At 60.2% G+C, this 19,828-nt stretch carries 17 protein-coding genes; 4 read left to right on the top strand and 13 right to left on the bottom strand.

What is annotated here, in order from left to right:
- Positions 1-16: 16 nt before the first annotated feature.
- Both fabA and fabB read left to right on the top strand, forming a co-directional pair.
- Positions 17-532, top strand: coding sequence for a 3-hydroxyacyl-[acyl-carrier-protein] dehydratase FabA (gene fabA, locus M1E16_RS07495; protein WP_030138344.1), 516 nt, complete (start codon positions 17-19; stop codon positions 530-532).
- A gap of 11 nt (positions 533-543) precedes the next feature.
- Positions 544-1,764: a beta-ketoacyl-ACP synthase I gene (gene fabB / locus M1E16_RS07490; protein ID WP_434569400.1), complete on the top strand. Its 1,221-nt coding sequence runs from the start codon at positions 544-546 to the stop codon at positions 1,762-1,764.
- Between the two features lie 193 nt (positions 1,765-1,957).
- Here the strand turns inward: fabB and M1E16_RS07485 are convergent, their stop codons facing one another.
- Together M1E16_RS07485 and M1E16_RS07480 are read right to left on the bottom strand one after the other, a co-directional pair.
- Complete coding sequence (locus tag M1E16_RS07485) at positions 1,958-2,422, bottom strand: DUF3859 domain-containing protein (protein WP_018610122.1); 465 nt, start codon at positions 2,420-2,422, stop codon at positions 1,958-1,960.
- A 209-nt stretch (positions 2,423-2,631) separates the two neighbouring features.
- On the bottom strand, positions 2,632-3,648 hold the full coding sequence (locus M1E16_RS07480; RefSeq protein WP_458130288.1) for an amidohydrolase family protein: 1,017 nt from the start codon (positions 3,646-3,648) through the stop codon (positions 2,632-2,634).
- Between the two features lie 119 nt (positions 3,649-3,767).
- On the opposite strand from M1E16_RS07480, the gene M1E16_RS07475 reads away from it, so the two are divergent.
- Positions 3,768-4,628, top strand: a complete 861-nt coding sequence (locus tag M1E16_RS07475) for a pirin family protein (RefSeq protein WP_434653251.1) — start codon at positions 3,768-3,770, stop codon at positions 4,626-4,628.
- Positions 4,629-4,770: 142 nt separating this feature from the next.
- On the opposite strand, the gene M1E16_RS07470 is transcribed toward M1E16_RS07475, so the two are convergent.
- The 4 genes from M1E16_RS07470 to M1E16_RS07455 form a co-directional block, all read right to left on the bottom strand.
- Positions 4,771-5,499 (bottom strand): dienelactone hydrolase family protein, encoded by a 729-nt coding sequence (locus tag M1E16_RS07470; protein ID WP_458129552.1) that lies wholly within the window; start codon positions 5,497-5,499, stop codon positions 4,771-4,773.
- Between the two features lie 70 nt (positions 5,500-5,569).
- Positions 5,570-7,474 carry a molecular chaperone HtpG gene (gene htpG / locus M1E16_RS07465; RefSeq protein ID WP_458129551.1) on the bottom strand — a complete coding sequence of 635 codons (1,905 nt, stop codon included), beginning with the start codon at positions 7,472-7,474 and terminating at the stop codon, positions 5,570-5,572.
- A gap of 87 nt (positions 7,475-7,561) precedes the next feature.
- Positions 7,562-8,023, bottom strand: coding sequence for a PaaI family thioesterase (locus M1E16_RS07460; protein WP_458129550.1), 462 nt, complete (start codon positions 8,021-8,023; stop codon positions 7,562-7,564).
- Positions 8,020-8,496 (bottom strand): PaaI family thioesterase, encoded by a 477-nt coding sequence (locus M1E16_RS07455; RefSeq protein ID WP_434653257.1) that lies wholly within the window; start codon positions 8,494-8,496, stop codon positions 8,020-8,022. Before M1E16_RS07455 ends, M1E16_RS07460 begins: the two co-directional genes overlap by 4 nt.
- A 158-nt stretch (positions 8,497-8,654) precedes the next feature.
- Here M1E16_RS07455 and M1E16_RS07450 point away from each other — a divergent pair, with 158 nt between their 5' ends.
- On the top strand, positions 8,655-8,906 hold the full coding sequence (locus M1E16_RS07450; RefSeq protein WP_030138335.1) for a hypothetical protein: 252 nt from the start codon (positions 8,655-8,657) through the stop codon (positions 8,904-8,906).
- A 72-nt stretch (positions 8,907-8,978) separates the two neighbouring features.
- Here M1E16_RS07450 and M1E16_RS07445 read toward each other — a convergent pair whose 3' ends face one another.
- From M1E16_RS07445 to M1E16_RS07415, 7 genes are all read right to left on the bottom strand, one after another.
- Positions 8,979-9,716 (bottom strand): DUF599 domain-containing protein, encoded by a 738-nt coding sequence (locus tag M1E16_RS07445; RefSeq protein ID WP_434603187.1) that lies wholly within the window; start codon positions 9,714-9,716, stop codon positions 8,979-8,981.
- A gap of 228 nt (positions 9,717-9,944) precedes the next feature.
- Complete coding sequence (gene brnQ, locus M1E16_RS07440) at positions 9,945-11,258, bottom strand: branched-chain amino acid transport system II carrier protein (protein ID WP_305496103.1); 1,314 nt, start codon at positions 11,256-11,258, stop codon at positions 9,945-9,947.
- 452 nt (positions 11,259-11,710) lie between these two features.
- Positions 11,711-12,595: a succinate--CoA ligase subunit alpha gene (gene sucD / locus M1E16_RS07435; protein ID WP_305496104.1), complete on the bottom strand. Its 885-nt coding sequence runs from the start codon at positions 12,593-12,595 to the stop codon at positions 11,711-11,713.
- On the bottom strand, positions 12,595-13,761 hold the full coding sequence (gene sucC / locus M1E16_RS07430; protein ID WP_305496105.1) for an ADP-forming succinate--CoA ligase subunit beta: 1,167 nt from the start codon (positions 13,759-13,761) through the stop codon (positions 12,595-12,597). Before sucC ends, sucD begins: the two co-directional genes overlap by 1 nt.
- Before the next feature lie 196 nt (positions 13,762-13,957).
- Positions 13,958-15,394: a dihydrolipoyl dehydrogenase gene (gene lpdA, locus M1E16_RS07425; protein WP_434569407.1), complete on the bottom strand. Its 1,437-nt coding sequence runs from the start codon at positions 15,392-15,394 to the stop codon at positions 13,958-13,960.
- A 111-nt stretch (positions 15,395-15,505) separates the two neighbouring features.
- Entirely contained in the window at positions 15,506-16,729 is a 1,224-nt protein-coding gene (gene odhB / locus M1E16_RS07420; protein WP_305496107.1) for a 2-oxoglutarate dehydrogenase complex dihydrolipoyllysine-residue succinyltransferase, read from the bottom strand.
- A gap of 44 nt (positions 16,730-16,773) precedes the next feature.
- Complete coding sequence (locus M1E16_RS07415) at positions 16,774-19,605, bottom strand: 2-oxoglutarate dehydrogenase E1 component (RefSeq protein WP_434625240.1); 2,832 nt, start codon at positions 19,603-19,605, stop codon at positions 16,774-16,776.
- Between the last annotated feature and the right edge of the window lie 223 nt (positions 19,606-19,828).

Genomic DNA, 19,828 nt, shown 5'->3' with positions numbered 1-19,828 from the left:
CTATTGAGGAGCTCGCATGACCAAACAAAACGCCTTTACTCGGGAAGATCTGCTGCGCTGCAGTCGCGGTGAGCTGTTCGGCCCAGGTAACGCGCAACTGCCCGCCCCGAACATGCTGATGGTGGATCGCATCACCCATATCAGCGACGAGGGTGGCAAGTACGGCAAAGGTGAATTGGTCGCCGAGCTGGATATCACTCCGGACCTGTGGTTCTTCGCCTGCCATTTCGAAGGTGACCCGGTGATGCCGGGCTGCCTGGGCCTTGATGCCATGTGGCAACTGGTCGGCTTCTTCCTTGGCTGGCAGGGCCTGCCGGGTCGCGGTCGCGCCCTGGGTTCGGGCGAAGTGAAGTTCTTCGGTCAGGTGCTGCCGACCGCGAAGAAGATTACCTATAACATTCATATCAAACGCGTCCTCAAGGGCAAGCTGAACATGGCCATTGCCGATGGTTCGGTGGCTGTCGACGGTCGCGAGATCTACACCGCCGAAGGCCTTCGGGTCGGCGTTTTCACCTCCACTGACAACTTCTAAGGGTTATCCGCATGCGCCGCGTCGTTATCACTGGTCTGGGCATCGTTTCGTGCCTGGGCAATGACAAAGAGACCGTCTCCGCTAACCTGCGTGCAAGTCGCCCTGGCATCCGGTACAACCCGGAATACGCCGAAATGGGTCTGCGTAGCCAGGTTTCCGGCTCCATTGACCTCAATCTCGAAGAGCTGATCGATCGCAAGATCTACCGTTTCGTCGGCCACGCGGCAGCTTATGCCTACCTGGCCATGAAGGACGCCATCGCTGACTCCGGCCTGACCGACGAGCAGGTTTCCAACGTGCGCACCGGCCTGATCGCCGGTTCCGGTGGCGCGTCGACCCTGAACCAGATGGAAGCGCTGGACATCCTGCGCGAGAAAGGCGTCAAGCGTGTCGGCCCGTACCGCGTCACGCGGACCATGGGCAGCACCGTGTCGGCCTGCCTGGCCACGCCATTCAAGATCAAGGGCCTGAACTACTCGATCTCCTCCGCCTGCGCCACCAGTGCCCACTGCATTGGCACCGCGGTCGAGCAGATCCAGATGGGCAAGCAGGACATCGTCTTCGCCGGTGGCGGCGAAGAAGAACATTGGAGCCAGTCGTTCCTGTTCGACGCGATGGGCGCCTTGTCCAGCAAGCGTAACGACTCTCCGCAGACAGCTTCCCGTGCCTACGATGCCGACCGCGACGGTTTTGTCATCGCCGGCGGTGGCGGCATGGTCGTGGTCGAGGAGCTGGAACACGCCCTCGCCCGTGGCGCGAAAATCTATGCGGAAATCGTCGGCTACGGCGCCACTTCCGACGGCTACGACATGGTCGCGCCAAGCGGCGAAGGTGCCGTGCGCTGCATGCAGATGGCCATGTCCACCGTCGATACGCCAATCGACTACCTGAACACCCACGGCACCTCGACTCCGGTCGGCGACGTCGCGGAGATGAAAGGCGTACGTGAAGTGTTCGGCGACAAGGCCCCGGCCATCAGTTCCACCAAGAGCCTGTCGGGTCACTCCCTGGGCGCCGCCGGCGTTCACGAAGCGATCTACTGCATGCTGATGATGGAAGGCAACTTCATGGCCGGTTCGGCCAACATCGACGAGCTGGACCCGGAAGTGGCCGACCTGCCGATCCTGACCAAGACTCGCGAAAACGCCACCATCAACACCGTGATGAGCAACAGCTTCGGCTTCGGTGGCACCAACGCCACCCTGGTGATGAAGCGCTGGCAGGGCCAGTAAGCCCCGCTGCTACGCCGCACACAAAAACGCCCCGACTGGTTCGGGGCGTTTTTTTGTCCGGCAAATGTGCCTGGGTTCATTGTGGGAGCGAGCCTGCTCGCGAAAGCGGAGTGTCAGGCAACGATTCCCTGACTGTCGCCCTGCCTTCGCGAGCAGGCTCGCTCCCACATTTTTGATCTGCGCAAATGAAGGTTCAGCGCACGACAAACCGCTGCTGCGTCAGCAACCGATCACCCTGGAACACCATGAATCGCCACTCCCCCGGCACCACTTCGTGGCTTTCGGTGAATTCGTAGGCCATCACATCCTGCGGCGCGCCAGGCACCAGCTTCTGGATGACTTCGAATTTGTCATGGCGCACGCCATCGGGGGTACGGATGCCCGGGGTGAAATACAACAGGGTCAACGGCTGGTCATCCGCGACCTTGCCGGCCAGCTGGTAGCGCATGCCAAATTTGGTGCCCAGCTTTGCCGGTACGCTCTCGGTCTGGCGGATCTGCTCATTGCTGCGCCGCAAGACCCGCTCGCCCGATTGCAACTCGGCTTGCGGCCCTTCGAAGACACCGTATTCCACCGGACCTTCGACACGGACTTCGGCCTGTGCCAGGCCGCAGGTCAACAACAACGCGACCAGTGCGCTTGAACGGGTGAGATGCATAGTGCGCTCCTTGATTGAGATGAGCGCGAGGGTATGACGCGGGAGTGACAGCCTGATGACAAAGCGATGTTCGCCACGCCACCGATAGCCCAGGGATTGGCAGACCTGTGGCGAGGGAGCTTGCTCCCGCTCGGCTGCGCAGCAGTCGCCAGATTTTGGGGCTACTGCGTAGCCCAGCGGGAGCAAGCTCCCTTGCCACAAAAACGGACTTAGCGGGTCACTGAGCGCGGCAATACCGAGAGGAAGTTATCCCGCGCCACTTTCCTCGCGACATCTTCCGGCAAGGCATCAAGGAACGGGTCGAAGCTGTGCAGCTCCTTGCCCAGCTTGTTGAAGCGTCCGACCACATCAGATCCGACCATGAAGCGCTCCGGGAAGCGCTCCACCAGTTTTACCCATTCCTCGCGGGGCTTACCCGCCTCGTCGAGCAAATACGGCGTGAGCATGCTCCAGGACAGGTCGATGAACAGATTGGGATAAGACTCAAGCATCCGCGTCAGGGTGGGCAACAGGAAATCCAGCCGAGTCTGGTGCCGATGGATTTCCATGCTGGTGCCGGCATGGGCCCAGATGAATCGCGTATGGGGATGATTGCGCAACGGCTCTTCGACCTCCGCCAGGTACAGCGGATTTTTCTCCCGCTTGGAGGTGATGTTGGAATGCAGCATCACCGGCAGGTCATTTTCCGCCGCGAGGTGATAGATCCGCGTCATCGCTTCGTTGTTAGCGCGCGGTGTGTCGCCGGAGGTCAGCGCCGTCAGGTCATCATGGCGGGTGAAGACTTCGCCGATGCCTTGCCACAGCCCCGGATACAGGTCGAGCATGCGCTGGATATGAGCGTCGGAGTTCTTGTCATTGGGATTGAAGCCGGACAGGAACGGATGGAAGTACTGCCGCTGTTCGGCGGACAGTTTGTTTACCGCGGCGGCCACAATCACATCGGTGGCGCTGTACCAATAGGCGTCGGCATCGTCACCGGCGTAATAGCGTGGGCGCTTGGGTTCGTCTTCATGCCATTTCTTGGCCACCGGCACGCCGGAGATCATCACATGCTCGATGCGATTGTCCGCCATGGCCTTGAGCAACTTGGGCATGCCGGCCGTTTCCTGGAAGAAATCGACGTAGTGCAGGTGCGCATCACTGTAGGTGTATTCGCGAGCCACAGCGCCGGTGCTCGAAACAGCCAGCAGCCAAATGAAGATCAAACGGGTCAAAGGCACAGGCAGTCTCCGAAAAGCCATAAGCAGCATAGACCCATCCGTCCCGCCTGGGTTCAGCCAGCGCTGCCGTCCGCTGTAGCCTCGGGTTATGCTTTGCGCATTCGTCGTTCAACCTGGAAGACATCATGACCGCTCCCCTGATCGTTCGTCCCCGCGCAGAAGACGTGGAGGGCCAGCCGATTCTTCGCCCGCTGCCGTCCGCCAAATGCCGCAGCGTCGGGCCTTTCGTGTTTTTCGACCATATGTTGCAAACCACCTACCCGGCAGGCAAAGGCATGAACATCCGCCAGCACCCGCACATCGGGTTATCCACCCTCACCTACCTGTTCGAAGGAAAACTCCAGCACAAGGACAGCCTGGGTTCCGACCAGGTAGTGGATGCCGGGGATGTCAGCTGGATGACGGCGGGCAGCGCGATCGCCCATGTCGAGCGCACTCCGCAATCGCTGCTGGGCAGCGCTTTTGTGATGCATGGCCTGCAAGTCTGGCTGGCCTCGCCCCAGTCTCATGAGCAGGGGCCCGGGCACTACAGCCATCATCCGGCACCGACCCTGCCGGTCAGCGAGAACCTGGGCGTCAGCATCCGCATGATTGCCGGGTCAGGCTTTTGCCTGGAATCGCCGGTACCGGTGCTCTCGCCTACGTTGTATGCCGAACTGACCCTGCAAACCGCGACGACATTGTTGATTCCCACCGAACATGAAGAGCGTGCACTGTATGTATTGAGCGGCGAGGCGCAACTGGACGGTGAGCCGCTGGAGCCTCACTCGCTGGTCATCCTGCCGGCCGGCGAAGAGATGGCCCTGTTCGCCAGCAGCGACTGCCATGCCGTGCTGTTCGGCGGGGCACCGCTGGACGGGCCACGGCGGATGAACTGGAATTTCGTCGCCAGCGACCCGGCCCGTATCGATGAAGCCCGCCGGCGCTGGGCGGCCGGGGACTGGCCGACTGTGCCGGGGGAAAGCGAGCGGATCGAATTGCCCTGATTTCAGGGGTGTCTCATATGCAGCCATCGCGAGCAGGCTCGCTCCCACACTGGATCGGCGCGGTTCGCAGGTCTCGCGTACAACTCGGTTCAATGTGGGAGCGAGCCTGCTCGCGAAAGCAATATGACAGAAGCCAGGGCAATCAGCCCTTGAACACCTCATCCAGCAAATTATGCATCGACCGGAACGCCCGCCCGGCGATCTTGGCGTTGTACATCATCTTGCCCGGCACATTGGCCTGTGGATCGGTGAAGGAATGCACCGCGCCGCCATAACTCAGCAATTGCCAGTCCACCCCAGCGGCGTTCATCTCCTCCTCGAAAGCCGGCAACTGTTCTTTCGGCACCAGCGGATCGGAAGCGCCATGCATCACCAGGACGGCGCCCTGGATATTCTGCGCATCGGCCGGGTTCGGCGTATCCAGGGTCCCGTGGAACGAGATCGCAGCCTTGAGCGGTGCGCCGCTGCGAGCCAGCTCCAGTGAACAGCAACCACCGAAGCAGAAGCCGAACGTGGCCAGTTTGGCCGTGTCGACCTGCGCTTCGCCCTGGTTCTGCAATTGCTCCAGCGCTACCTGCATGCGCTTGCGCAACAAGGCCCGGTCGTTCTTGAGCGGCATCATTGCCGCTCCCGCCTCGTCGGCGTTGCTCGGGCGCAGCGTCTGCCCGTACAGGTCGGCGATCAGCACCACGTAGCCGTTGGCGGCCACCAACCTGGCAATGTCCTCGGCCCCCGCCCCCACGCCCATCCAGTTCGGCGCCATCAGCAACCCCGGACGCGGGCCCTGCTGGTTGACGTCGAAGGCCAGGCGACCTTCATAGCTTTGCCCATCGATCTGATACACCAGTGAACGAACCGTAACCTGACTCATGACGGACTCCTTTATTGACTGAACACCAGAAATGACAAAACCCGCCTGAGCGGGTTTTGTATTCACTTGATCAAGCTGACAGCTCAACCAGCAGCTTGTTCAAACGCCGGACATAGGCCGCCGGGTCTTTCAGGCTGTCGCCAGCCGCCAGGGCCGCCTGGTCGAACAAGATGTGCGAGAGGTCGCCAAAACGCTCTTCGCTCTGCTCGTTGTCGAGTTTTTCCACCAGCGGGTGAGCCGGGTTGAATTCGAAGATCGGCTTGGAATCCGGCACCTTCTGGCCGCTGGCCTCAAGGATCTGGCGCATCTGCAGGCCGAGGTCCTGCTCGCCGATGGCCAGGATGGCCGGGGAGTCGGTCAGGCGGTGCGAGACACGCACTTCGCTGACGGCATCGCCCAACGCAGTCTTGATCCGCTCGACCAGGCCTTCCTTGCTCTTGGCGACTTCTTCGGCGGCTTTCTTGTCTTCTTCCGAATCCAGGTTGCCAAGGTCGAGGTCGCCACGGGCCACATCGACGAAGCTCTTGCCGTCGAACTCGTTGAGGTAGCTCATCAGCCACTCGTCGATGCGGTCGGTCAGCAGCAGCACTTCGATGCCTTTCTTGCGGAAGACTTCCAGGTGCGGGCTGTTCTTGACCTGCGCATAGGTTTCGCCGGTCAGGTAGTAGATCTTGTCCTGGCCTTCCTTGGCGCGGGCCAGGTAATCGGCCAGGCTGACGCTCTGCTCGCCGTCGTCACTCTGGGTCGAGGCGAAACGCAGCAGGCCGGCGATCTTCTCTTTGTTAGCGAAATCTTCGGCCGGGCCTTCTTTCATCACCTGGCCGAAGTTCTTCCAGAAGCTCTTGTATTGCTCAGGCTCGCTCTTCGCCAGCTTTTCCAGCATGTCGAGGACGCGCTTGGTCAGCGCCGACTTCATGGAGTCGATGATCGGATCTTTCTGCAGGATTTCCCGCGAAACGTTCAACGACAGGTCGTTGGAGTCCACCACACCCTTGATGAAGCGCAGGTACAGCGGCAGGAACGATTCGGCCTGGTCCATCACGAACACGCGCTGCACGTACAACTTCAGCCCGCGTGGTGCTTCGCGCTGGTACAGGTCGAATGGCGCACGGGCCGGCACGTACAGCAGCGAGCTGTATTCCAGCTTGCCTTCGACCTTGTTATGGCTCCAGCTCAGCGGGTTCTCGTAGTCGTGGGCGATGTGCTTGTAGAACTCCTGGTATTCCTCGTCCTTGATGTCGGTACGAGGACGGGTCCACAGGGCGCTGGCGCGGTTGACGGTTTCCCATTCCACTTCAGGTTTTTCTTCGCCTTCGGCAGCGGTGACTTCCTTCGGCAACTCGATCGGCAGCGCGATATGGTCAGAGTATTTCTTGATGATGTTGCGCAGGCGCCAGCCATCGGCGAACTCTTCTTCACCGGACTTCAGGTGCAAGACGATGCGGGTACCGCGCTCAGCCTTGTCGATGGTCGCGACTTCAAATTCGCCTTCGCCCTTGGAGGACCAGTGCACGCCTTCGCTCGCTGCGAGGCCGGCACGGCGGCTGAACACTTCGACCTGATCGGCAACGATGAACGCGGAATAAAAACCGACGCCGAACTGACCGATCAGATGGGAATCCTTCTTCTGGTCGCCCGACAGGTTTTTCATGAAATCGGCGGTACCGGACTTGGCGATGGTGCCCAGGTGCGTGATCACCTCGTCGCGGCTCATGCCGATGCCGTTGTCTTCGAGGGTGACGGTTTTCGCGTCCTTGTCGAAGCTCACACGGATTTTCAGCTCCGCGCCGCCTTCCAGCAGTTCTGGCTTGGACAGCGCTTCGAAACGTAATTTGTCGACTGCGTCAGAGGCGTTCGAGATCAGCTCGCGAAGAAAAATTTCCTTATTCGAATACAGCGAGTGAATCATCAGGTGCAGCAGCTGCTTCACCTCGGTCTGGAAGCCCAGGGTTTCCTTTTGAGTTTCCACGCTCATGGTCATCAAACTCCAAGTGGATGGTGGTGTCCGCCTCGCTGAGATTGGCGGCGGGATGTCCACAAGGTGGGGGCACCGGTGATGATTTCAAGGGGCGGTCGGCCTGGAGGGTGCAGGGATCTTGAAATGGGCTCTAGCCGTGGCAATCGGTTCGGCTTCGGATTCCTGCCAGGCGGTGATCGCCACATTGGCCACACGCCGGCCCTGGCGCCAGACCTGACACCGGGCATAGGTGTCACGAAACTGCCCGGCGCGCAGGTAATCCAGGGAAAAATCGATGATCTTCGGCACCCCGGTCGCACGGGTCGCAATCAGCAGATGAACGGCGGCCGACAGCTCCATGAAACCGGCAATCACCCCGCCATGGATCGCGGGCAGTAAAGGGTTACCAATGTTGTCCTTGTTGGCCGGCAGGCAGAACAGCAACTCGTCGCCCTGACGAGAACATTCGACGCCGATGAGGCGCGCATAGGGAATCGAGGCCAGCAGCAGCGCGTAGTCGCCTTGCTCGCAGGCCTGGCGCAGTTGTTCCTCGGTGATATCGGTCATGGCTTTTGCGCCGCAGCCGTCAGGCCACCCTTTCTCATTCCCCGAGCGCTATCGCCCAGGCGCATGAAAGTGCCCACCACATGGGCGATGGGTTGCCCGGGATCATCCTGGTAGGCAAAACCCCGGCTGAAAATCACGTCCGGCGTGACCCTATAGCACTGGGCGAAACCATAGATGGCTTTATCAGGCATGGCCGCGTGCATGTAATCGATGCGCAGATCGAGGGTCGGGCAGACCTCGAATTGCGGCAGCACGCACAAGGTCGACATGCCGCAAGCGGTATCCATCAGCGTGGTCAGCGCTCCGCCATGGACGATGCCTGTCAGCGGATTACCGACAATGGAGGGGCTGTACGGCAACATTACCGTCAACCCTTCGGAACTGGCGCTGTGCAGCGTCAGACCCAGCACCTGGCAATGCCTCAGCGCGGATAAAAAGCGTGTCGCACGCTCAAAAACGGAATCCTCAGCCATTTGTGTTAATGCCCTTGTGTATGCAGAAGCCCAACAACCACCGTGGGCCATAAAGTTCCGCTGCGCTGCAAAGTTATATATCTAGAGCAAAAGAGGAACTTAACCAGAGGGGGCCCGCTCAAAAGGCCAGTAGTTATATCCATAAGGAGAAACACCCCATGCGTAAGACTTTTGCTATTGCCTTGATGTTGGCCGCCTCCCTCGGTCTCGCTGCCTGCGATAAAAAATCCGAGGACAAGGCTCAAGATGCCAACCAACACGCTGAACAAGCTCAGCAAGACATGAACAAAGCACAGGATAAAGTGAACGACGCGGCGAAAGAAAACGCCGAAGCTGCCAAAGCTCAGTCTGAATCGAACAGTGCCGCCCAGCAGGAACAAGCCCCTGCTACCGCGCCTAAAACCAACTGATACGGTTTCAGTGGTAAAAGAAAACCCGCCTGGTGCGGGTTTTCTTTTGCCTGCAATTCGACAAAACTGCCGTCAAGCCGCTTCCTTGCCGGTTTCGGGCACCGGCGCTTCGGTAGGCGTGTAGACCATCACGTCCAGCACATCCGAATGAAACTCGCGTTGATACAACACAAACACCACGCCGGCGCTCATCAGCATGAACAGCCAGGGGCTGACGAACCATGCCAGCATGGTCATGCCGAAATAATAGGCACGCAAGCCGAAGTTGAACTGGTTGGCCGCCATCGAAATGACCCGCGCCGCCCTCGAAGCAAAGGCCTTGCGCTCCAGCTCGGACACATGCCGCTCGCCGATCATTGGCGCCGAACCTACCAGGACCGCGGCGAAGTTGTATTGGCGCATGCACCAGCTGAACGTGAAGAACGCGTAGACGAACACCAGCGCAAGACACAGCAGCTTCACTTCCGCCATGCCCTGGGAGGCCTGTTGTACCAGCGGCAGGTCCGCAAGCAGCGATACCGCGCGGTCCGACGCCCCGAGCACGGTCAGGATACCGGCCAGGATGATCAGCGTGCTGGAGGCGAAGAACGACGCGTTGCGCTCCAGGTTGCCGATCACGCTGGCATCGGCAATGCGGTTGTCGCGCAGCAGCATGCGACGCATCCAGTCTTCGCGGTACAGGTGCATCACGCTGGCCAGGCACGCCGTGTCGCGGGCCTTCCAGGAGGCGTAACGGGTATAGCCGGCCCAGCAGATGATGAACCAGACGGCGGCGAGCAGATGGATCAGGTTGGCTTGGATGAATGACATGCAGTTCCCTGTGATGAAACAAAACTTGCGGCAATAATATCAGCGAACCCTGTGGGAGCGAGCCTGCTCGCGATAGAGATATAACTTTCGCTTCTATGTCAGCCGTTCGGGTGCTTTCGGGAGCAGGCTCGCTCCACAGGTCCACGGAAAAAGACATCCCAATAAAAATGCCCCGTATCGATTGATACGGGGCATTTCGTTTTTACCGATGGGCCTGCTGGAAGCCGCTTACGCCAACGCTTCGCTGCGCTTGCCCAGCAGTCGATCGCAGACCACCGCGACCACCAGGGTCATGACCGAAGGCACCAGCCAGGCCAGGCCCTGGTCGCTCAACGGCAGGTGGGCCAACTGCGTCGGCAGCCAATCCGCCAGCCCGGCGCCCTTGAGGGCGTCGATCAAGCCGAACAGGAACGACACCAGCATGACCGGGCCGACGATGCGCCCCTGCTCATGCCAGAAGTCCTTGCAGAAGCTCAGGGCGACCAATGCGATGCAAGGTGGATAGATCGCGGTCAGGACCGGAATCGAGAAAGCGATCAGCTTGGTCAGCCCGAGGTTGGACACCAGCAGCGAAAACGCCGCCAGAATGATCACCAGCGTCTTGTAGGACAGCGGCAGGACACGGCTGAAGTACTCGGCGCAGGCGCAGGTCAGGCCAACCGCCGTCACCAGGCACGCCAGGGAGATCAGCACCGCGAGGAAACCGCTGCCCAGGCTGCCGAAGGTATGTTGCACGTAGGCATGCAGGACGGCCGCGCCGTTGGTCGCGCCCGCGGCAACTTCATGGCTGCCCGAACCCAGGCGGAACAGGCTGACATAGACCAGCGCCAGCCCCACCCCGGCGATAAGCCCGGCGATGATGGCGTAGCGGGTGATCAAGGCCGGAGACTCGACGCCCCGGGAACGGATGGCGTTGACGATGACGATGCCGAACACCAAGGCACCGAGGGTATCCATGGTCAGGTAGCCATTGATGAAGCCTTGGGAAAACGGCGCCGCCACGTATTCGGGAGTCGCCACGCCGATGTCGCCCGCCGGCAGGGCAAACGCGGCGATGCCCAGCACTGCCAGGGCGATGATTTTCAGCGGCGCGAGAAAGCGCCCGACGGTGTCCAGCAAACGGCCCGGATAAAGCGAGATGAAGAACACCACCAGGAAGTACACCGCGCTGTACAGGAACAACGCCAACGGGCTCTCGCCGGTCAGCGGTGCCAGGCCGACTTCGAACGATACGGTGGCCGTTCGCGGGGTGGCGAACAGCGGGCCGACCGCCAGGTAGCACACCGCTGCCAGCAAACCACCGGCGATCTTGCCGATGGGGCTGCTCAAGGCGTCCATCGCGCCACCGACCTTGGCCAGCGCAACGACCGTGATCACCGGCAGCCCGACCGCCGTGATGAGAAAGCCCAGCGCCGCCATCCAGACATGAGGCCCGGACTGCAAACCGACGATAGGCGGGAAGATGATGTTGCCGGCCCCGACGAACAGGGCAAATGTCATGAAACCAAGCGCCAGGATGTCCTGGCCTTTCAACACTTTCATTAAGGAAACCACACTACTGAATCGGAATTTAGAGAGGGATTTCCCTTATGGGTGAGGGAAATGCTGCCGATCCGTATGAGACCGACCCGTTTAGCGCGTCGCTTCCTTGTGGGCAGCGGTCGCAAAAATGGCTGCTAGCCTAACGAATTCAAGTGAAAAACGCACTGTTACAGGGCGAACTATCCGATACACGACATTGCTGTGTCGCATTTACGTATCTATTTTTCCACCAGTCGCAGCAATGCCCCCCCGTGGCGAGGGAGCTTGCTCCCGCTGGGCTGCGCAGCAGCCCTCATTCAGGCGCCTGTATTTATCAGACAAAATGCGCTGCCCAGTTTACGACTGCTACGCAGCCGAGCGGGAGCAAGCTCCCTCGCCACAAGAGCGAACCAGAAACGACAAAGGCCACCCGAAGGTGGCCTTTGTTGCTGGAACGAAGGGTCAGCCGAAGCTTACTTCTTCATTTCCCAGCCAGTCAGCTCGGCCAGGGCCTTGCCGATGTCTGCCAGCGAACGCACGGTTTTCACGCCTGCGTCTTGCAGCGCAGCGAACTTCTCGTCCGCAGTGCCTTTGCCGCCGGAGATGATTGCACCCGCATGGCCCATGCGCTTGCCCGCAGGGGCAGTCACACCAGCGATGTAGGAAACGACCGGCTTGGTCACGTTTGCCTTGATGTAGGCAGCGGCTTCTTCTTCAGCGGAACCGCCGATCTCACCGATCATGACGATCGCTTCGGTCTTCGGGTCTTCCTGGAACAGCTTCAGGATGTCGATGAAGTTGGAGCCCGGGATCGGGTCACCGCCGATGCCGACGCAAGTGGACTGACCGAAACCGGCGTCAGTGGTCTGCTTCACGGCTTCATAGGTCAGGGTGCCGGAACGGGAAACGATACCGACCTTGCCTGGCAAGTGAATGTGACCTGGCATGATGCCGATCTTGCATTCGCCTGGAGTGATCACGCCTGGGCAGTTAGGGCCGATCAGGGTAACACCCAGTTCGTCGCACTTGACCTTGGCATCCAGCATGTCCAGGGTAGGAATGCCTTCGGTGATGCAGACGATCAGCTTGATGCCGCCGAATGCTGCTTCCAGGATGGAGTCCTTGCAGAAAGGAGCTGGAACGTAGATCACGCTGGCGGTGGCGCCAGTGGCAGCTACAGCGTCTTTCACGGTGTTGAACACTGGCAGGCCCAGGTGCTCGGTGCCGCCTTTGCCCGGCGTTACACCGCCGACCATCTGGGTGCCGTATTCGATGGCTTGCTGGGTGTGGAAACTACCTTGCGAACCGGTAATGCCCTGGCAGATAACCTTGGTGTCTTTGTTGATCAGGACGCTCATTATTTGCCCTCCGCAGCTTTGACGACTTGTTGAGCAGCGTCGGTCAGGCTGGTAGCAGCGATGATGTTCAAACCGCTTTCTGCCAGTACTTTAGCGCCCAGTTCAGCGTTGTTGCCTTCAAGGCGCACAACAACCGGGATTTTCACGCCGACTTCTTTCACGGCGCCAATGATGCCTTCGGCAATCATGTCGCAGCGAACGATGCCGCCGAAGATGTTGACCAGTACTGCAGCGACGTTGGAGTCGGACAGGATGATCTTGAACGCTTCGGTAACGCGTTCCTTGGTAGCACCGCCGCCCACGTCGAGGAAGTTGGCTGGCTTGCCGCCATGCAGGTTGACGATGTCCATGGTACCCATGGCCAGGCCGGCACCGTTGACCATGCAGCCGATGTTGCCTTCCAGCGCTACGTAGTTCAGTTCGAACTTGGCAGCGTGCGCTTCGCGCGGATCGTCCTGCGACGGATCGTGGAAAGTCTTCAGCTTAGGCTGACGGTACATGGCGTTGGCGTCGATGTTGATCTTGGCATCGAGGCAGTGCAGATCGCCGTCGGCCTTGATCACCAGCGGGTTCACTTCCAGCAGGGCCAGATCGTGATCCTGGAACAGTTTGGCCAGGCCAACGAAGATCTTGGCGAACTGGGCAACCTGCTTGCCTTCCAGGCCCAGCTGGAAAGCCAGCTCGCGACCCTGGAATGGCTGTGCGCCAACCAGTGGATCGATGGTGGCCTTGAGGATTTTTTCAGGGGTGTCGTGAGCGATTTTCTCGATGTCCACGCCACCTTCGGTGGAAGCCATGAACACGATACGACGGCTCGAACGGTCAACGACAGCGCCCAGGTACAGCTCTTTAGCGATATCAGTGCACGATTCAACCAGGATCTTGGTGACTGGCTGACCGTTGGCGTCAGTCTGGTAAGTCACCAGACGCTTGCCCAGCCACTGCTGTGCGAAGGCTTTGGCGTCTTCTTTGCTGCGAACCAGCTTGACGCCGCCCGCTTTACCGCGACCACCGGCGTGAACCTGGGCTTTGACAACCCATTCGCTGCCGCCGATCTTGTCGCAAGCTTCTGCTGCCGCTTCCGGGGTGTCTACCGCGTAACCGGTGGATACTGGCAGGCCGTACTCAGCGAACAGCTGCTTACCCTGATACTCGTGAAGATTCATGCTTATTACCGTCTTCGTTAGGTACTGCGCATTCGGTGCTGCACCGTTGTGGTGCCGCACCACCTGTGACTGCTGCTTGCGTAGCGTTCCGGTTAACCGGTGCCGCTACGCAAGACTGCGTCCAGCGGACATTCCGCGGTGAGTCTTGCACGCAAGGCTCGCGACGGGCCGCACCGCCGTGGTTTCTTATTATCCGTTAACGCTTCTTGCGGTTGGCCACGTGGATGGCGCCGCCATTCACGGCCAGGGCCGCTTCGTGCAAGGCTTCGGACAGGGTCGGATGGGAGAAGACCATCATGCCCAGGTCTTCAGCGCTGGTGCCGAATTCCATACCGATCGCGCCTTGCTGTACCAGCTCGGCAGCGCTTGGGCCAATGACGTGAACGCCCAATACGCGGTCGGTCTTGGCGTCGGCGATGACTTTCACGAAACCGCCGGTGTCGTTGGCTGCCATGGCGCGGCCGCTGGCGGCGAACGGGAAGGTGCCGACGTTAACTTCAACGCCTTCGGCTTTCAAGGCCTGCTCGGTTTTACCAACCCATGCGATTTCCGGGTGGGTGTAGATAACCGATGGGATCAGGTCGTAGTTCATCTGGGCCTTGTGGCCCTTGATGCGTTCGACAACCATGATGCCTTCTTCGGACGCCTTGTGCGCCAGCATCATGCCGCGAACCACGTCACCGATGGCGAAGACGCCCGGTACGGCGGTTGCGCAATGGTCATCGACCGCGATGAAGCCGCGCTCGTCGATTTCCACGCCGCAATCGGCGGCCAGCAGGTCAGTGGTCACCGGACGACGGCCGACCGCTACGATCAGCTTGTCGAACGTGATGGTCTGTTCGCCGTTGGCGTCGGTGTAGTTGACCACGACTTCTTCGCCGTTGACCTTGGAGCCGGTCACGCGAGCGCCCAGCTTGATGTCCAGGCCTTGCTTGGTCAGGGTCTTCAGCGCTTCCTTGGAAACCGCGGTGTCGGCGGCCATCAGGAAGGTGTCGAGGGCTTCGAGCACGGTCACTTCAGCGCCCAGGCGCGACCATACCGAACCCAGTTCCAGGCCGATCACGCCAGCGCCGATCACGCCCAGGCGTTTTGGCACGGTCTGGAATTCCAGGGCACCGGTGGAGTCGACGATGACGTTCTGGTCGACCGGAGCCGGCGGGATGTCGATTGGACGCGAGCCTGGCGCCAGGATGACGTTTTCGGCTTCGATCACTTCAACCGAGCCGTCTGGCTTGGTCACTTCGACTTTCTTGCCCAGCAGCAGCTTGCCGTGGCCTTCGATGGAAGTCACGCCGTTGGCCTTGAACAGGGTGGCAACACCGCTGGTCAGGTTCTTGACGATGCCGGCCTTGCGGCCAACCATCGCGGCGACGTCCATTTTCACTTCACCGGTAGAGATACCGTGAACGTTGAAGCTTTCTTTCGCTTCCTTGTATTTCCAGGAGCTGTCCAGCAGCGCCTTGGAAGGAATGCAACCGACGTTCAGGCAAGTACCGCCCAAGGCTTGCTTGCCTTCCTTGTCGGTGTATTTCTCGATGCAGGCAGTGGTAAGGCCCAGTTGCGCAGCCTTGATGGCCGCTACGTAGCCGCCAGGGCCCGCACCAATCACTACCACGTCGAATTTCTGAGTCATGAGTCATTCCTTTTCGAATCAAACCGGACGGTCACTTGTGGTGACCGTCGAGGGACGAAACCGGTTGTTTCAGCAAGAGGCCGGTCAACAGACCGGCCCTCGCGGCGAAAATCAGATATCCAGCAGCAGACGAGCCGGATCTTCAAGCAGGTTCTTGATGGTTACCAGGAACGTCACGGCTTCTTTGCCGTCGATCAGGCGGTGATCGTAGGACAGTGCCAGGTACATCATCGGACGAATCACGACTTGACCATTGATCGCCATCGGACGCTGCAGAATGTTGTGCATGCCGAGGATAGCCGCTTGTGGCGGGTTGACGATCGGGGTCGACATCATCGAACCGAATGTACCACCGTTGGTGATGGTGAACGTACCGCCGGTCATCTCTTCGATGGACAGCTTGCCGTCACGGGCCTTCTTGCCGAAGGTGGCGATGCCGCCTTCGATTTCGGCCAGGCTCATCAGTTCGGCGTTGCGCAGTACCGGAACCACCAGGCCACGGTCGCTGGAGACCGCGACACCGATATCGGCGTAGCCGTGATAGACGATGTCGGAACCGTCGATCGACGCGTTGACGGCCGGGAAGCGTTTCAGCGCTTCGGTGGCAGCCTTGACGAAGAACGACATGAAGCCCAGGCGTACGCCGTTGTGGGACTTCTCGAACAGATCCTTGTACTTCGAACGCAGGGCCATGACTTCGGTCATGTCGACTTCGTTGAAAGTGGTCAGCATCGCCATGTTCGACTGGGCTTCGACCAGACGCTCGGCAACCTTGGCACGCAGGCGGGTCATCGGTACGCGTTTTTCCACGCGGTCGCCGGCAGCGAACACTGGTGCGGAAGCGGCAGGCGCGGCAGGCTTGGCTGGTGCTGCGGCCGGTGCGGCTTTCTTGGCGGCAACAGCTGCAACCACGTCTTCCTTGGTCACGCGACCACCCTTGCCGGTGCCGGCAACGGAAGCGATGTTGATACCGTTCTCTTCAGCCAGCTTGCGAGCAGCAGGGGCAGCGACTGGATCGTCTTCGCCCGATGCAGCAGGAGCAGCGGCCTGAGCGGCAGCCGGTGCAGCAGCAGCGGCTGGAGCGGCGGCGGCAGCGCCGCCCTCTTCGATCGAGCCCAGGACCTGGTTCGACAGAACGGTGGCGCCCTCTTCGGCAATGATTGCGCCCAGCACGCCGTCGGCTTCGGCCAATACTTCCAGCACGACCTTGTCGGTCTCGATGTCGACGATCAGGTCGTCACGCTTGACGGCCTCGCCTGGTTTCTTGTGCCAGGTGGCAACGGTGCCATCGGCAACCGATTCCGGGAATGACGGGGCTTTGATTTCGATAGCCATTATCTGTGGGTCCTTAAAATTCGGTTTCAGTCAGCACGAAGGCGTTAAACAGTGAAGGCATCTTGCAGCAGTTTTTCCTGCTGCTCGGCGTGCATCGACGCATAACCACACGCAGGGGCGGCAGAAGCGTCACGACCGGCGTACTCCAGGCCCAGGGCCTTGTTATGGTTGCCGATGCTGCGACGCAGGTGATGCTGGCTGCTGTACCAAGCGCCCTGGTTCATCGGTTCTTCCTGACACCACACCACGTGGGTGAGGTTGGTGTAAGGCGCGATAGCCTCCATCAGGTCGTCTTCCGGGAACGGGTAAAGCTGCTCGATACGCACGATGGCGATGTCTTCGCGGCCTTCGGCACGACGTTTTTCCAGCAGATCGTAGTAGACCTTGCCGCTGCACAGGATCAGGCGAGTCACCTTCGCCGCGTCCAGGGTATCGATTTCCGAGATAACGGTCTGGAAGGAGCCTTCGGCCAGGTCTTCGAGCGTGGAAATCGCCAGCTTGTGGCGCAACAGCGACTTGGGCGTCAGCACGATCAGCGGCTTGCGCAGCGGACGGATGACCTGGCGACGCAGCAGGTGGTAGATCTGCGCCGGGGTCGTCGGTACGCAAACCTGGACGTTGTGCTCGGCGCACAATTGCAGGTAACGCTCCAGACGTGCCGAAGAGTGCTCCGGCCCCTGCCCTTCATAACCGTGTGGCAGCAGCATGGTCAGGCCGCAGAGACGACCCCACTTGTGCTCGCCGCTGGTGATGAACTGGTCGACCACCACCTGGGCACCGTTGGCGAAGTCGCCGAACTGGGCTTCCCAGATCACCAGCGCATTCGGCTCGGTGGTGGAATAGCCATATTCGAACGCCAGGACGGCTTCCTCGGACAGCAGCGAATCGTACAGGTCGAAACGTGGCTGGCCTTTGTACAGGTGTTGCAGCGGGATGTAGGTGCTGGCGTCTTTCTGGTTGTGCAGCGCCGCGTGGCGGTGCGAGAAAGTACCGCGGCCTACGTCCTGGCCGGTGATGCGAATCGGGTGACCTTCGAACGCCAGGGTCGCGTACGCCATGGTTTCGGCGTAACCCCAGTTGATCGGCAGGCCGCCGGCTTGCATCTTCTGGCGGTCTTCGTAGATCTTCGCGACCTGGCGCTGGACCACGAAGCCTTCCGGGATTTCCAGCAGCTTGGCCGACAGTTCCTGCAAGGTCTTGAGGTCGAAGCGCGTGTCGTGACGCGCGGTCCAGGCGTGGCCCAGGTAAGGACGCCAGTCCACGAACAGTTCCTTGTTCGGTTCCTTGACCAGGCTTTTTACAACGTGCAGGCCGTTGTCCAGGGCGTTGCGATATTCATCGACTTTTTCCTGGATGCGCGCGGCATCCAGAACGCCGCTCTGGGTCAGGCGATCGGCGTACAGCTCGCGGGTGGTGCGCTGCTTGGCGATCTGCTGGTACATCAGTGGCTGGGTACCGCTTGGCTCGTCGGCCTCGTTGTGGCCGCGACGACGGTAGCAGACCAGGTCGATCACCACGTCGCGCTTGTACTGCATGCGGTAGTCGATGGCCAGCTGGGTCACGAAGAGCACGGCTTCCGGGTCATCACCATTCACATGGAGAATCGGCGCCTGGATCATTTTCGCGACGTCGGTAGCGTACTCGGTGGAACGCGAGTCCAGCGGGTTGCTGATGGTGAAACCGACCTGGTTGTTGATGACGATGTGAACCGTACCGCCAGTCTTGAAGCCGCGGGTCTGCGACATCTGGAAGGTTTCCATGACCACGCCCTGACCGGCGAATGCCGCGTCACCGTGGATGGAAATCGGCAGGACCTTTTCACCGGTCGGGTCGTTGCGACGATCCTGGCGGGCACGGACCGAACCCTCGACCACCGGGGAAACGATTTCCAGGTGGGACGGGTTGAAGGCCATGGCCAAGTGGACTTCGCCACCGGTGGTCATCACGTTGGACGAGAAGCCCTGGTGGTATTTCACGTCACCGGAACCCAGCTCGACCTTCTTCTTGCCTTCGAACTCGTCGAACAGCTCGCGCGGGTTCTTGCCGAAGGTGTTGACCAGTACGTTCAGGCGACCACGGTGGGCCATGCCGATGACGACTTCCTTGGTACCGTAGGAGCCGGAACGCTGGATCAGCTCGTCGAGCATCGGAATCAGGCTTTCACCGCCTTCCAGGCCGAAACGCTTGGTGCCCGGGTATTTGGTACCCAGGTATTTCTCCAGACCTTCACCGGCAGTGACGCGCTCGAGCAAGTGGCTCTTGATGTCGGCGGAGTAAGTCGGACGGCCACGAACGCTTTCCAGACGCTGCTGGAACCACTGGCGCTGCTCGGAATCGGTGATGTGCGTGAATTCAGCGCCGATGGTGCGGCAATATGTCTGCTGCAACGCTTCGTGAATTTCGCGTAGGCTCGCTTCCTCTTTGCCGATGAACAGGTCGCCGGCACGGAAGGTCGTATCAAGATCGGCATTGGTCAAGCCGTAATGAGTGATCGACAGGTCTGCAGGTGCAGGACGCTGCCACAGCCCCAGCGGGTCCAGCTGGGCTGCCTGGTGGCCGCGCATCCGGTAGGCCTGGATCAGTCGCAGTACTTCAACTTGCTTCTTCTCATGCTCGGAGCTCACGCTGCCGGCAGACACCGGTTGGGCGCGGCGCTGGTTCTTTGCCAGCAGCACGAAATGATCGCGAATCGTCGAGTGCGAAACATCGGTGGCAGAGTTACCGTCAGCCGGCAACTTCTGAAAGTAGGTGCGCCATTCTTCTGGCACAGCGTTAGGGTCGTGCAGGTAGAGCTCGTAGAGCTCTTCCACATAGGCAGCGTTACCACCGGAGAGGTGGGCACTGTTCCACATGCGCTGCATCACGCTTTCTTGCATGCTTGGTCACCCTCGATTAGGGGAACACCACCGGCGAAAACACCGAGCAAACTTGCAGAAGTCCGAGTGCAGCGACTAAAACAAGCCACTTAGGATCACGCTGATAGTCCGGGTACCAGCCCGGATGCCCCTGCTTGTCTCATTTCTTCAAAATAAGAACGGCCGCTTTGTGAGTGGCTGCTCTGGTTATAGCCAGGACGTGGGTTGAAGCCCACGCCCTCGC

The sequence above is a fragment of the Pseudomonas sp. Z2-11 genome, assembly GCF_054161305.1.
Note: the sequence above shows the minus strand (reverse complement) of the source record. Positions and strands in the feature narration are given on the sequence as shown.

Bases quoted from the DNA above. Each gene is read 5' to 3' on its own strand.
- fabA (WP_030138344.1), top strand. From the start codon at position 17: ATGACCAAACAAAACGCCTTTACTCGGGAAGATCTGCTGCGCTGCAGT.
- fabB (WP_434569400.1), top strand. From the start codon at position 544: ATGCGCCGCGTCGTTATCACTGGTCTGGGCATCGTTTCGTGCCTGGGC.
- M1E16_RS07485 (WP_018610122.1), bottom strand. From the start codon at position 2,422: ATGCATCTCACCCGTTCAAGCGCACTGGTCGCGTTGTTGTTGACCTGC.
- M1E16_RS07475 (WP_434653251.1), top strand. From the start codon at position 3,768: ATGACCGCTCCCCTGATCGTTCGTCCCCGCGCAGAAGACGTGGAGGGC.
- M1E16_RS07470 (WP_458129552.1), bottom strand. From the start codon at position 5,499: ATGAGTCAGGTTACGGTTCGTTCACTGGTGTATCAGATCGATGGGCAA.
- htpG (WP_458129551.1), bottom strand. From the start codon at position 7,474: ATGAGCGTGGAAACTCAAAAGGAAACCCTGGGCTTCCAGACCGAGGTG.
- M1E16_RS07460 (WP_458129550.1), bottom strand. From the start codon at position 8,023: ATGACCGATATCACCGAGGAACAACTGCGCCAGGCCTGCGAGCAAGGC.
- M1E16_RS07455 (WP_434653257.1), bottom strand. From the start codon at position 8,496: ATGGCTGAGGATTCCGTTTTTGAGCGTGCGACACGCTTTTTATCCGCG.
- M1E16_RS07450 (WP_030138335.1), top strand. From the start codon at position 8,655: ATGCGTAAGACTTTTGCTATTGCCTTGATGTTGGCCGCCTCCCTCGGT.
- M1E16_RS07445 (WP_434603187.1), bottom strand. From the start codon at position 9,716: ATGTCATTCATCCAAGCCAACCTGATCCATCTGCTCGCCGCCGTCTGG.
- brnQ (WP_305496103.1), bottom strand. From the start codon at position 11,258: ATGAAAGTGTTGAAAGGCCAGGACATCCTGGCGCTTGGTTTCATGACA.
- sucD (WP_305496104.1), bottom strand. From the start codon at position 12,595: ATGAGCGTCCTGATCAACAAAGACACCAAGGTTATCTGCCAGGGCATT.
- sucC (WP_305496105.1), bottom strand. From the start codon at position 13,761: ATGAATCTTCACGAGTATCAGGGTAAGCAGCTGTTCGCTGAGTACGGC.
- lpdA (WP_434569407.1), bottom strand. From the start codon at position 15,394: ATGACTCAGAAATTCGACGTGGTAGTGATTGGTGCGGGCCCTGGCGGC.
- odhB (WP_305496107.1), bottom strand. From the start codon at position 16,729: ATGGCTATCGAAATCAAAGCCCCGTCATTCCCGGAATCGGTTGCCGAT.
- M1E16_RS07415 (WP_434625240.1), bottom strand. From the start codon at position 19,605: ATGCAAGAAAGCGTGATGCAGCGCATGTGGAACAGTGCCCACCTCTCC.